11 protein-coding genes and 1 pseudogene are annotated in these 13,353 nt (G+C 49.3%); 8 read left to right on the top strand and 4 right to left on the bottom strand.

Going from position 1 to position 13,353, the window contains the following annotated elements:
* Positions 1-101: 101 nt before the first annotated feature.
* Positions 102-311, bottom strand: coding sequence for a hypothetical protein (locus tag IEX98_RS13945; RefSeq protein WP_188889787.1), 210 nt, complete (start codon positions 309-311; stop codon positions 102-104).
* Positions 312-420: 109 nt separating this feature from the next.
* Between IEX98_RS13945 and IEX98_RS13940 the strand changes: the two genes are divergently transcribed.
* Both IEX98_RS13940 and IEX98_RS13935 read left to right on the top strand, forming a co-directional pair.
* The gene (locus tag IEX98_RS13940; protein WP_188889786.1) at positions 421-1,317 is read left to right on the top strand and encodes a glycerophosphodiester phosphodiesterase; all 897 of its coding nucleotides are present in this window, start codon (positions 421-423) and stop codon (positions 1,315-1,317) included.
* 80 nt (positions 1,318-1,397) lie between these two features.
* Positions 1,398-2,627, top strand: coding sequence for an MFS transporter (locus IEX98_RS13935; protein WP_188889785.1), 1,230 nt, complete (start codon positions 1,398-1,400; stop codon positions 2,625-2,627).
* Between the two features lie 50 nt (positions 2,628-2,677).
* Here IEX98_RS13935 and IEX98_RS13930 read toward each other — a convergent pair whose 3' ends face one another.
* Positions 2,678-3,781 carry a ParB/RepB/Spo0J family partition protein gene (locus tag IEX98_RS13930; RefSeq protein WP_188889784.1) on the bottom strand — a complete coding sequence of 368 codons (1,104 nt, stop codon included), beginning with the start codon at positions 3,779-3,781 and terminating at the stop codon, positions 2,678-2,680.
* Between the two features lie 540 nt (positions 3,782-4,321).
* Between IEX98_RS13930 and IEX98_RS13925 the strand changes: the two genes are divergently transcribed.
* The 4 genes from IEX98_RS13925 to IEX98_RS13910 all read left to right on the top strand — a co-directional run bounded on the left by IEX98_RS13925 (position 4,322) and on the right by IEX98_RS13910 (position 9,643).
* Entirely contained in the window at positions 4,322-5,788 is a 1,467-nt protein-coding gene (locus tag IEX98_RS13925) for a sensor histidine kinase (RefSeq protein ID WP_188889783.1), read from the top strand.
* 7 nt (positions 5,789-5,795) lie between these two features.
* Positions 5,796-6,482, top strand: a complete 687-nt coding sequence (locus IEX98_RS13920) for a response regulator transcription factor (protein WP_188889782.1) — start codon at positions 5,796-5,798, stop codon at positions 6,480-6,482.
* Between the two features lie 134 nt (positions 6,483-6,616).
* Entirely contained in the window at positions 6,617-8,092 is a 1,476-nt protein-coding gene (locus tag IEX98_RS13915) for an S-layer homology domain-containing protein (protein ID WP_188889781.1), read from the top strand.
* Between the two features lie 375 nt (positions 8,093-8,467).
* Positions 8,468-9,643, top strand: coding sequence for a glucosaminidase domain-containing protein (locus IEX98_RS13910; protein WP_188889780.1), 1,176 nt, complete (start codon positions 8,468-8,470; stop codon positions 9,641-9,643).
* On the opposite strand, the pseudogene IEX98_RS13905 reads toward IEX98_RS13910, so the two are convergent.
* Positions 9,630-10,505: pseudogene (locus IEX98_RS13905) on the bottom strand (bifunctional 3-deoxy-7-phosphoheptulonate synthase/chorismate mutase); the annotation flags it as partial. The gene IEX98_RS13910 and the pseudogene IEX98_RS13905 sit on opposite strands and share 14 nt — an antisense overlap.
* A gap of 622 nt (positions 10,506-11,127) precedes the next feature.
* On the opposite strand from IEX98_RS13905, the gene IEX98_RS13900 reads away from it, so the two are divergent.
* A complete protein-coding gene (locus IEX98_RS13900) occupies positions 11,128-12,087 on the top strand; it encodes an EamA family transporter (RefSeq protein WP_188889778.1) in 960 nt (319 codons plus the stop codon).
* A 162-nt stretch (positions 12,088-12,249) separates the two neighbouring features.
* A complete protein-coding gene (locus IEX98_RS13895) occupies positions 12,250-12,552 on the top strand; it encodes a DivIVA domain-containing protein (protein WP_188889777.1) in 303 nt (100 codons plus the stop codon).
* A 135-nt stretch (positions 12,553-12,687) separates the two neighbouring features.
* On the opposite strand, the gene clpP is transcribed toward IEX98_RS13895, so the two are convergent.
* Positions 12,688-13,272 (bottom strand): ATP-dependent Clp endopeptidase proteolytic subunit ClpP, encoded by a 585-nt coding sequence (gene clpP / locus IEX98_RS13890; RefSeq protein ID WP_188889776.1) that lies wholly within the window; start codon positions 13,270-13,272, stop codon positions 12,688-12,690.
* Between the last annotated feature and the right edge of the window lie 81 nt (positions 13,273-13,353).

Below are 13,353 nucleotides of genomic sequence, written 5' to 3'. Positions count from 1 at the left end.
ATAAAGCAGGCAGCGGATCATAGAAGTCCGTGCTTGCTTTATTCGCTTTCCTATAAACGAGATGGCCGCTTCGCTTAAAGTTCCACCTTGCGTTCGGCATGCTATTTGAATCGGCCTCGAAAAATAATCGATTGGCGGATAATCATTGGAGCAACCATGCTGCCAGCAGTGGCGGCGATTAAAGAATGGGACGGAATTTTCAAAGCATAGTAGATAAATGTACTTGCAATAAAGTCAATCCAGATGAATTTTTTAATGTCTGACATCGAAATAAAAATGCAAATATAAGGTTGCTGCTTGGTGCTTTTCATAATCGCCTCCCTGACGGCTCATCATATTCATGTTATTGTATTTATAGGCAACTTTGTCTCATGCCAACAAACTAGCATCTATGCTTCAGGATCAGGAGGAATTATCGTTTTGCGCAAAAAGCAGATACCATCTTTGTATTTTTACGGCCTTCACGTTTTACTCGTTCTTGCTCTCATTGCAGCCGCATTTTCCTTTATGGGAAAACCGCTGTCGATTCAGAGCTGGTTCTCGAATCAGATTCAGGTGGCAACGATCGCCCATCGCGGCGCTTCGGGCTACGCCCCGGAACACACCTTATCGGCTTATCGGATGGGCATCCGGTCCGGCGCCGATTATATTGAAATCGATTTGCAGATGACGAAAGACGGCGAGCTCATCGCGATGCATGACGAGACGGTCAGCCGCACGACGAACGGCACTGGCAAAATATCGTCGATGAATTTAGCCGACATTCAAGCCTTGGATGCCGGTTCATGGTTCAATGAGCTTCATCCCATGTACGCCAGAGAAGAGTTTGTGAACGAAAAAGTACCGACGCTCCGGGAAATATTCGAAACCTTCGGCAGCGAGACCAATTATATGCTGGAGACGAAGGCGCCGGAGACGAACCCGGGCTTGGAGGAAAAGATGATCGCACTGGTTGAAGAATTTAGACTAGCCGATCATGTTGTTGTACAGTCCTTCAGCAAGAGCAGTCTGCGGAAAATTCACAAGCTGAACGCGGATGTCGAGCTTTTCCAATTGATGTGGTACAACACGCCGGCATTCATAAGCAGTTCTGCGCTTCAGGATATCAGCTCGTATGCATCGGGAATCGGCTTGAATTTCCAGCAGATCAACCCTTCCTATATTCAGAAGGTAAAAGGGGCAGGGCTTCTCGTTTACGCTTATACCGTCAATTATCAGATCAATATGGAGAAGGCGGTTAATTGGGGTGTAGATGGCGTACATACCGATTATCCGGATCGATTCAACGAGGTGCTGCAGCAGCTTTCGGAAAATTAGGGCTGAATGTACATTCACATAATACTAGCTTTAGCTGGGCAAATTACAGCAAAAACGATATTTTGCTGGAGGCTGTCTAAATGGGCAATGACACGGCGGTAACGTTATTCCGTGATGCCAAGCTTCGCAAGCTGCTGGTCAGCACCGGCTTAAGCTGGCTGTTCGATGCGATGGATGTCGGACTTGTCTCGTTTATAGCCGCCGCATTAAGCGTAGAATGGGGACTGGGAGCTCAGCAGATCGGACTAATGGCCGCTATTAATTCTGTGGGCATGGCTGTGGGCGCAGCAGTTGCAGGTTCGCTTGCAGACCGCTACGGCAGACGCTCGATCTTGCTATGGACGTTGTTGATCTTCTCGGTCGCCAGCGGCTTGTCAGCACTGGCAGCGAGTTTTGCAGTGTTATGCGTCTTGCGTTTTATTGCCGGCTTTGGTCTTGGCGGAGAGCTGCCGGTTGCTTCTACGCTCGTATCCGAGTCAGTGCCGGTTAAGGATAGGGGACGAGCCATCGTGCTGCTGGAGAGTTTCTGGGCGGGCGGTTGGATTCTAGCGGCGTTAATCGCTTATTTCGTTATTCCCCGCTATGGCTGGAGAATGGCCTTCGCGATCGGAGCCGTTCCAGCCTTGTATGCCTTATACTTACGGAAAGCCGTTCAGGATTCCTCGCGTTTCTTACGGCAAGCCGGAACTAAGCTAAGCTTCCGTGATCGGATGAACTCTGTATGGTCAAGTCCTTATCGAAAATCAACTGCTGCGTTATGGGTGCTTTGGTTTACTGTTGTTTTCTCTTACTATGGCATGTTTCTGTGGCTGCCAACCGTTATGGTATTGAAGGGCTTTGGTCTGCTGAAAAGCTTCCAGTATGTATTAATCATCACAATTGCCCAGTTGCCGGGCTACTTTACGGCTGCATACTTTATCGAAAAATATGGCCGTAAATTCGTCCTGGTGACGTATCTGGCAATGACCGCAGTCAGCGCGATATGGTTTGGAACAGCGAGCTCGGAAGCGATGCTTGTAACGGCAGGAATCTGTCTATCCTTCTTCAATCTGGGCGCTTGGGGTGCAATGTATGCCTATACGCCAGAACTGTATCCGACCTCGATCCGGGCAACAGGCGTTGGCTTTGCCGCAGCGATCGGAAGGGTAGGGGGCGTCATCGGCCCTTATCTCGTCGGGGTGCTGGTTGCAGCAGGCGTTCCGTTAACAGCTGTGTTTATCGTTTTTTTCATAGCGATTCTTGTTGGCGCGGTGACGGTATTACTATTCGCACCCGAAACGAAAGGCATCGACCCCGACCGGCATATATGAAATGAACAGAAGCCCGTCCCTAGCGGATTAACCGCAGGGGCGGGCTTCTGTTATTGCGATTGCATCGTTAAGCTTTTAATTTTATTCCATTCGGCCAGATGGCTTTGCAGGTTCACAAGCAGCGAGTCGATGCCGCTAAGCAAAGCTTGTCTCTCCTCAGCGCTTAGTTCTTGAAACGAATGCAGCGCCTCCGGCAGCAGAGCCGAATGGGGAGGGAGTGCGGTAAGCAATTGCTGAAGCTGCTGTGCGATGAGCGGTGAATTTGCCTCTGAAACCGCTGAAGGGCCGGGAGCTGAGGTAGTAATGTCCATCTGCAGCAATTCCAGCTTGCCTGTCTCCGGTTTGCTTGCTTCTGGCTTGCTCGCATCCGGTTTGTCAGTTTCTGAATGGCTTGGATTCGATTTCGGTTTAGGTTTCGCTTCCGCAGGCTGTTTTGCTTTCTCGGCCTTGTTATGCTGAATCGTATACCAGGTTTCCAGCAATCCTGGACCTGACTTGTAAAGCAGCTTGTCCTTCGTAGAAGGCGTAATCTCGCTGTCTTTAAACAGCTTGGCGATTTTTTTGACGTCGCTTACCGGCATTTCGTCCCGTGCCATGATAAGCGCAAGCGGATCACGATGCTCCATTGGCAAATCCTTAAGCGGCAAGAGCTGGTCCTCAGTCAGTTTATCCTTACGGATTTCCGTTCCGCTGACGATAAGCTTTTTCACCGCATTGCTGAATTTCAGCAGTTCGCATTTGTTTTTAATATAGCTCTCTGGCTTGCCGAGCTTGCTGGATAAAAACTTCGTCGAGCTGCTGAATTTCGGATCGTTAAGCAGCTTATGGAACGCCTCCGCTTCTTCAATGGGAGAGAAGCCTTCCCGCGTCAAATTTTCCGCGATTTGCTCCAAGTAAATATCCAGCTCGTTGGTCACCGTCGAGACAATGCATGGAATGGCAGGACGGCCGAGCGTCTTACACGCTTTATAGCGTCTGTTGCCATATATAATTTTGTACCGGCCGCCTGCGGTTTCTCTTACTTTAATAGGAGAAAGCAAGCCGAGCTCGTCTATGCTGTTCATTAGTTCCTGCAGCGCTTCTTCGTCGAATTGGTACCGGGGCTGCTCCGTATCTTCGTCAATTAAATGAGTGGCAATTTGAACAATATCCATCGTTATCCTCCTATCGGCTGAATAGCCTGCAAAGCGGCAGGCTCGTAAACACGACTGTTCTATTATAGCATGAATGCTGGAAAATGGAGGGCTGCGATGTTCATAACTGCAGCAGCAAAGAGGAGTGGAGCGGCAGCTTAGCATCAATTTGTTAATGCCTCTAATAATTAGCGGCATTTAAAATTCGGGAAAATACTATCATCACACAATTTTCCCGTACGAAAGAAGAAACAAAATGTAAAAGTGCAGGCTGATGAGCGTTAAAAGCTCCTAAACAGCGTTCAAAATGCAAAAGTGCATTTGAAATCGCTATATTTTACGATGCGGGGCCTTTTTAGGCCAATCAAAATGCACTTTTGCATTTTGATACCATAGATCATCGAAAATGCGGCTGACAACATGCAGATTTACATTTTGATTCGCTAATTCCTTCTTCACTGGTTTATTTTCCATATTAAGGATTGTTTAACTTGGCTAATAGATTTCTAAGGAGCGGGGTAGTACAATAGGGTGCAATAGACTTTGAAGGAGGCGCCGGCATTGTCCATCCGCTTTCGGCTGCTGCTGTCGTTCATGTCGGTAGTCATCGTGTCCGTAATCGTGTTCGCGCTGGCGGCATATTCGCTGTCGGTTGCGGTAACCGGAGATTTCCGCAGCATCAGCGGGTTTTATAAAGTACACTATGCGGTTCATCCGCTTTCCGATGAAGAAGACAGCTTGTTCATCGATCTGAAATATTTGGCCAAACATGATCCAATGCGTCTGAAGGAGACGCTGCTGCTCGAAGACTACGATCAGCAGTTGAAGATGGTGCAGGCGGGTCTTGTCGTTCGTGACGACGAGCGCATTTTATATCAAACGCCAACGCTCCATGATGTTGATTTAATAGGAGCGCTGCCCGCATACGATCTGAACAACCGTTCTATCCGCAATACGATGAATGTGGGCAATCGTTTTTTTTCCTACGCCAAATTCGATTTTTATTTCTCTCCTGAAGAGCAGGGCAGCATCTTTGTTATCAGGGAACGCAGCCCATTCGCAGAGGTGATTCGCACGCTGCTGCCGATACTAATCGGAATGCTGGCTGCCATTTTACTGCTGACCGGCTGGCTGTTGTACCGCTATGTAACACGTAAAATCATTAAGCCGCTCGATGCGCTTCGGCGATCTGCCGAGCATATTACCGAAGGAGACTTAACGTTCCAACTGCATTCGAGCTCTCGTGATGAGGTGGGGCAGCTCGTGCTGACCTTTGACCAAATGCGCAGACAGCTGTATGATTCCGTTCAACTGCAGCTCCATTACGAGGAGAACCGGAAGCAGCTGCTCTCGAACATTTCGCATGATCTCCGGACACCGATAACGACAATTAAAGGTTATGCGGAGGGCATTCGTGATGGGGTAGCGAATACACCGGAAAAGCTGGACAAATACGTAGGAGCCATCCACACTCGGGCATCGGATATGGAGCAACTGGTGGACGAGCTGCTGCTCTACTCTAAGCTGGACTTGAACAAGGAACCGTTCTCGTTCGAGCAGCTAATGCTGCTTCCGTTTCTGAAGAGCGTCGTGGAGGAGCTTGCGATCGATTTCGATAACGAGCGGGTAGTGGTCAGCTGGCTGGCAACGGGGAAAGACGAGTTCTTTGTTCTTGCAGATCGGGAAAAGCTCAAGCGTGTCGTCGTTAATCTGCTCAGCAATTGTCTGAAATATATGGTCAGCCAGCCTAAGCGGATTACGATCGGAATGGAAGAAAAGGACGGCTTTGCCATCGTGCAGATTAAAGACAACGGTCCTGGTATTCACCCTGATGCACTGCCGCATATTTTCGAGCGGTTTTACCGGGAAGAGCCTTCTCGCAGTAAGGCAGCGGGAGGCAGCGGTCTTGGACTGGCAATAGCCAAACAAATTATTGAAGGGCATGGCGGGGAGATTGGGGCAGAAAGCTTGCCTCAGCAAGGAACGACTATTTATTTTACGTTAAAAATTTTCGAGGATCGCCGGTGATGCAGCTATGAAACGGATATTAATTATAGAGGATGACCCCTATATCGCAGAGCTTCAACGTGACTATTTTCTATTGCATGATTTTACAGTGGACATGTCGCATGACGGCCGGGAAGGATTGGCGTTAGCATTAAGCGGAAGCTACCAGCTAATCATTCTGGATCTTCAGCTCCCGGGCGCGGACGGATTTGAAATATGCAAGCAAATAAGGGAGAAGCTTGATGTACCCGTATTAATTGTTTCGGCCAAAAAAGAAGAGGTGGATAAAATCCGCGGCTTCGGCCTAGGCGCAGACGATTTCGTAACGAAGCCGTTTAGTCCTAATGAGTTGGTTGCGAGGGCAAAAGCCCATTTATCACGTTATGAACGGTTCACAGACAGTAAAAAGGAGCCTGAGCGCATCGATATCCGGGAGCTGTCGATCGATAAATCGGCACGCCGGGTCTTCCTGCACGGCAAAGAAATTGCTTTAACCGCAAAGGAATTCGAGGTGCTGGCTTTTATGGCAGCAAATCCGAACCGTGTATTCAGCAAAGAGGGTTTGTTTGAAAAAATATGGGGGATGGAATCGACCGGCGACATCGCGACGGTAACGGTTCACGTCTCGCGCATTCGCGAGAAGATCGAAGCAGACCCGTCTAACCCGCAATTCATCGAGACCGTATGGGGCGCCGGATATCGTTTTACCGTTTGATCGCGCTTCTTGTTTGAACAAAGTTATGAGCTTGTTTATAAAAAGTTTATACATCTTTATGCTCCGTTTTAGAGTGTTGTTCTATGATTGATGCAGTAACCGAACAACACTAAGAGCGAGAGGAAGAGATAAAGATGAATAGAATTCAGCGGAAAACGGCAATTGCAGCATTAACAGCAATCATAGGCGGAGGAGCGCTGCTCCCCTTTCATATGACAACAGTCTCGGCAGCAGGAGCCGCGCCGCAGTCCATCGTCGCTTCGTTCAACCTGCAGGTCGACCAAGCCATACAGCATCTGGTGAAAAAAGGTGTGCTTCAAGGCTATGAGGACGGCAAGCTGAGAGCTGAGAAGGATGTAACAAATGCTGAGCTTGTGAAAATGATTGTCTTGACGCTTGGTTCGGCGCCTGAAGCTTCGGAATCAGGCAAATGGTATAAGAAATATGTGGATAAAGCCGTCGCGACAGGCCTTATTACAAATGAAGAGAGTATCCAGCCAAATCAGTTGGCTGACCGGGGAGAGGCGGCTGCAATGATTGCCAAAGCGCTGCAGCGCGACGTCAACTCGGTCCGTTATTGGATGGATGGCATTGGCATCGGCCAAACGAAGCTGACTCGTGGAGAAGCCGCACAACTGCTCGTCTTGTCTGAGCAAGCGATCCGTAAGGAAACGGCTCAGATCCAATCGATCAAGGCGCTTAATGCCATTACGTTCGAAGTCACATTTGATGCACCGCTCACGCTTGCCGACGAGGAAACAGCGGCTGCGACCGAGAACTTTGCATTCGATAACGGACTAAAGCTTAACAATCAGCCTCGACTGAAGACGGGCTCAATCGCTACTTACATCGTACCGGTTCAAACAATGAAAGCTGATACGATGTACACATTGAACTATAAAGGCAAGCAAACGTTCAAGGTCGATTCCAGCAGCCAAAAAATGAAACTAAACGCTACACGACAAGTGGCGTCGGATACGTTTGAAGTCGATTCTTTCCGTATTGACGGTGTGATTGATTACGGCTACCTGATCTCTGCTTATGCAGGCGGACGCGGTGCCAATGCGGTGGTAATGGGCGAGAACAATACGCTGGATGGCAAACCGATGCAAATCATTTCTTCATTGGCTTCACGGCAAGCCGTGTTAACGCCTGAAGGCGGGGAGCCGATGACGGTCAATTATGTCGGCTTCACACAATCGACGGACGGCAAGCAAGAACCAAAATTCAGGCTTCCAGCAGGAAAGACGCTGCAGCCTGGCATGAAATACTCCGTTTCGTCGGATTGGTTCACACTCGCCAATGACAGTTTTGTAGCGGGAACAATCGAACCGCTTGTAATTGATTCCGTATCGCAGGCTGATTCCGCGACTTTGAACGTTACGCTCAAGGCCGATCCGATGGATGAATTGTTCGCTTACCGTTCCATCCAATTAAAAGGCTCAGATGGAACAACTTTAACCGCTCAATACAAAGTGCAGTCGCGCAAAGGCGCCATTGGCATATTTGAGATTCAGAACGGCGGCAAGCTGGCTGCCGGCCTATCGTATGAAGTAACTCCTGTCGGCAGCTGGGCTACAGCAAGCGGAGTTTCATTCACAGCTAACTAATCCTTACAATTAAAAGGAGCAGAGGATTTTCCTCTGCTCCTTTACTATTTAAGCCGTTATGAGACAGTTAGCCGCAGTTTTTCTAATAATTTTAATATTCGCCATCTGCGCTTTTTGTTGAAAGATTTCAATCTGATAGAAAGGAGCGGCAAGCGCAGGCAGGGTAAGAGCTTCCTGTATCCAATCTATCAGCATCTGCTAGGTTCCGGCAAGACGAAGATCCTCTGCTGCGGAAAAGAGTCAATATCGGCTATAAAACAGCTTGTTTATCGACAAATGTACCAATTGCAGCATCAGAACGTTTGACATGCTTCGCAATATCGCGTGTGTACAATCTATCCTATATCGCAAGGTGATGAAGGGAGAGGTACGAATATGCGTAAAAAACGGAATCTGCAATGGTTCGTTTATGTGCTTTGTGCAGCCTTACTCACGACTTTAGGTATGCAATTTCCGGATCCATATAGCAAGTCGGCGGCTGGTCAGCCGCAAGAGGTTTCATTAGCAGCTTTCCTGGATCAGGAATGGCTGTCCCCGCTCCAATTGGAATCATCGATTGACAACTTCACATTCTCAGCGCCCCAGCAGGAGAAAAGACCGTCTGTACATATAGCAAGTAGTTCTGATGAAATCGCTTCGTCAGCTTCAACTAAAGCGCAAGATACCAATGATTTGCCTGCGGAGGCACCAGATGGGGCTGGCAATGGTGCTTTAAGCGACCTTCCTGCCAACAACGAGGCTTCAAGCAACCTGCCAGACGACGAGGCAGCAAACAGCGTGCCTGTCATTGCCCCGCTGCCGCTTGATCCCGTCTATGAAGTGACTGCGCATTACTTGAACATCCGCTCAGAGTCCAATGCCGATTCGGACATCGTTCAGGTCGTCAAGCAGGGAACAAAGCTTGTTATCGATCGTCCGCTTGATAACGGCTGGGTCGCCCTCAAAGACGGAGGCTTCGTGCATGGCCGCTATGTCAAAGAGCTCCAGCAGGCAATCTTAGCGACGGAAACTCCGGAACAGCGGCAGCGAGTAATCGAACAAGCCTTCCTGCGCAATGAGGATACGTTACGGATTGCGATTCCGCAGCCGCTTCCGGAGGAGAAGGAAACGGAACCAATCAAGCCATCTTCTATTGTCGGTGCCGATTCCGGTCTGTCTGAATCGCATATTGCCGAGATTCTCGATAATACGGCGCTGGCCGGGCAGAATCTGGAGCAAGCGATACTAAAAATCGAAGAGGAATACGGCATTAATGCCTATTTCACTATCGCTGTCATGAAGCTTGAGAGCGGCAATGGCAAAAGCAAGCTGGCGAAAAATAAAAATAATTTATTCGGCTTAAACGCTACCGGCAGCAATCCCCATAACCGGGCATTCACCTTTGAGACAAAGGGTGACAGCGTACTGAAGTTCGGGCAGCTGCTGTCCAAAAACTATGTGAACAAAGGCTATACGACCGTTGAGAAGATCGCCCGCAAATATTGTCCCGCAAACCCGGAATGGCCCAATCTGGTGCTCAAGATTATGAAAAGCGACTTTAAGAAATTGTAATCCCGGCTGAAGCTGCTGGGGACAACAGTCCGGAACGCTTGACTTCATTGTAGAAAGCTTCGAACTGCTCGAAGTCCAGCTGTTGGGCGGAATCGGAGAGAGCGGCAGCCGGATTCGGATGCACCTCGACCATAACGCCGTCAGCGCCTGCTGCAAGAGCAGCTTTGGCGCAAGGCGCCATAATTTCTTTGCGGCCGGTAGAATGGGTCACATCGACCAATACCGACAAATGAGTCTCCAGCTTGAGCAATGGAACCGCCGAAATATCGAGTGTATTGCGCGTCGCCCGTTCGTAGGTGCGGATACCTCTTTCGATAAGCATGACGTTTTTGTTTCCGCCGTACAAAATATATTCCGCAGCATGCAGAAATTCATCCAGCGTAGCCGACAACCCGCGCTTGAGCAGAATCGGCGTGGACAATCGTCCGGCTTCTTTCAACAGCTCGAAGTTATGCATGTTTCTAGCGCCGATCTGAATAACGTCGATATAATCGCCAGCCAGCTCCAAATGTCTAGGATCGACGATTTCGCTAATGGTAATTAAGTCAAACTCATCGGCAACCTCTTTCAGCAGCTTCAGCCCGTCAAGGCCGAGGCCCTGGAAATCGTAAGGGGAGGTTCTTGGCTTGAAGGCACCGCCGCGAAGGACGTTAACGCTTGTTTTTTTCAACAGTGATGCGACAGAACGAAGCTGCTCGTAGCTTTCCACGGAGCAAGGGCCGGCGATCATCGCCGGTTGTCCGCCCCCAATGATGGTAGACCCGAGGTGAATCGATGTATTTTCCGCTTGTTTGCCACGGCTGACGAGTAGATGGTTGTAGCTCATGTCTGAACAACTCCTTATTGTTTTGTGTAAAATTGGACGCAAAAAAGGCTCCTCTCCGCAAGGGACGAGAAGCCGTGGTACCACCCTAATTAGACCGGCTAGCCTTGAGCTCTAAGGCGGCGCGCGATCTCACTTTAATCTCTTTAACGCAGAGAATACGGGGAGCTCTACTGCAAGCCGCAATGGACTTGCCTTCAAGTTCCGGCTCGGGAGTGAACTTCGGCCAGGACATTCGCTCGGCGGCTCTCAATCGGTGGCGCACCGTCCCTGTCAGGAATGTAACCTTGCTTACTCTCTCCGTCATTGCCTGTCAATGCTATTCGAATAACGCTTGATTAAGGAGCATTCTATACCCTTTTTTCACGAACTGCAAGTTTTTTTATTTATGCTTGTTTGCAGGGAGCAATCATTACGGATTGACAATAACTCACCTGTCATGTAACATATGACGAAGTGAAAAAGATTAATTTGTGAACACAGTTCATGTCTCGTATAACCCCGCATATTGAAGCAAGAAGGGCGGGGGTCCTACAGGGAGCCTTAACTTCCTAACTGCGAATGATCGGAGAGAGCCGCCAAGCGGTTCGTCCCGCCGCGGTTAGGTTTTTTTGCGTTTTTATAGAGGCATGGACGCCTAGACAGGAGGAAATTTAACCCCATGAAATACTTTGTATCCGTCTTAGTGGGCGCCATGAGCTATGGCATTCTTTCGACAATCGTCGTACACGCCTACGACCGCGGGTTTACGTTAGGCGAGGTGGTAGGCAGCCAGCTCTCATTCGGCTTTTTGCTGGCGTGGCTGTTGGCAGCCTTTATCAAGCTCAAGCAAAAACGCGGCACCATTACTGGCGGTATGCCTGCTAATCCGCCCGCAGCGTGGCGGAAGCTGGAATGGAAGCACAAGCTGCTTCTGGTACTGGCAGGTACGCCTTCCGCGGTGACCGGCTTGCTTTATTATCACTCGCTCAAATATATACCGGCATCGCTTGCTATCATTATGTTATTCCAATTCACTTGGATTGGTGTCGTCTTGCAAGCCATTATTCAGCGCAAACGGCCAAGCAGGGTGATCTTGCTTGCACTTGTCGTTTTATTGATCGGTACGGCGTTAGCTGCAGGATTGGCGGCTCCCGGAGGGGCGCAATTCAATATGACGGGCATGGGGCTTGGACTGTTGTCAGCCATCAGCTACTCGCTCATGATTTTGTTCAGCGGCAAAGCCGTGCCGGATGCACATCCGGCTTATCGCAGTGCATGGATGAGCACCGGATCGGTGGCTTTGGTGTTCATTCTGTTTCCTCCGCATTTTCTATTCAACGGGCATTTATTCGAAGGGCTGCTGCTGTTTGGAGCGCTGCTTGGATTATTCGGGGCCTTTATACCGCCGCTGTTGTACGCGATAGGCATTCCTCATATCGGGGAAGGCATGGCCAGCATTCTTGGCGCAGCCGAGCTTCCGGTGGCCGTCCTGCTGTCGACATTCGTCCTGCATGAGCATGTTAGCGGACTTCAATGGGCCGGTGTTGTGCTGGTGCTCGCCGGAATTGCCTTGCCTGAATGGATGAAACAGAAGCAACAAAAGCAACGGCATACGGGGCCGCATTCCCTTCAGGCTTAGCTGGTAAAATCTCCCGTATACCGCACTACTGCGCGGTTTTACACCGTTTTTTAAGGCAGAAAGGTCAAAGATTTGGCAAAACACCCTCAAACATCGTATAGTTAATACTATAAAGTTTTTATTGATTGATTTGAGAAGCGCTTGAAAGGGGTATTACGTATTATGAGCGAGCTGGTCAACTATGGCATTACACTAACTGCAAACGCTGTTCATGCGAAGCAATTCGAGAAAAAATTCCGCGGTTACAATCCGGACGAGGTGGACGATTTTCTTGATGAAATCATAAAGGATTATAGCCGGATGCAGGATTTGATTCTCAAATATGAAGCGGATCTCGCCGCTATTCATGTTGAGCTGTTGAAAAACAAGGAATCATACGATCAATTTATGATTAAACGCCGGATCGAAGATCTGGAAATGAAAGTGTTTGGTGAGAAAAGAGAGCTGCTGCGCCCGCGGGTGTAAGCAAGTCTTCTGCAAGCAATAGCTGCAAACAAAGAGGCTGTCTCGACTGGCGTATTCACGCCAAGCCGAGACAGCCTCTTTGTTTGATCGAATCATATTCGGATTGGCCATTGTATATTGGCGTAACGGTATTCGTTACAGCGACGTAATGATCTTATCAATCATGCCGTACTCGATTGCCTCCTGAGCAGACATGAAGTAATCACGGTCCATATCACGGTCGATCCGCTCCAGCGGCTGGCCCGTCCGTTCGGCGGCGATCCGGTTCAATCTGGCGCGGATTTCTAGTATCCGTTTGGCACTAATGGCGATATCGGAGGCTTGCCCCTGTACGCCGCCATGCGGCTGATGAATCATAATTTCGCTGTTGGGCAGCGCGAAGCGATTGCCTTTTTCGCCCGCCAGCAGTAGAATAGCGGCAAAGGAAGCGGCCATGCCGATACAGATCGTATGAACGGGCGGCTTGATGAATTGCATCGTATCGTAGATAGCGAAGCCAGCTGTCGTCGAGCCTCCCGGACTGTTAATGAATAGGGAGATCTCTTTTTCAGGGTCTTCTGCAGCTAAGAACAACATTTGCGCAATGATGCTGTTTGCGGTCTGGTCATCGATGGCGGACCCTAAGAAAATGATCCGGTCTTTCAGCAGGCGGGAATAAATATCGTAGGAGCGTTCGCCGTTTTTCGTTTGCTCCACCACATAAGGGACATATGAACTCATCTGACATTCCTCCAGGTTCGTTATTGTCTTTCCCTAGGAAGACGATTAAGTGACGGGGCAGGATACGGTCTTTTACGAAAA

Source organism: Paenibacillus radicis (ex Gao et al. 2016) (assembly GCF_014641555.1).
GTDB lineage: Bacteria > Bacillota > Bacilli > Paenibacillales > Paenibacillaceae > Pristimantibacillus > Pristimantibacillus radicis.
Note: the sequence above shows the minus strand (reverse complement) of the source record. Positions and strands in the feature narration are given on the sequence as shown.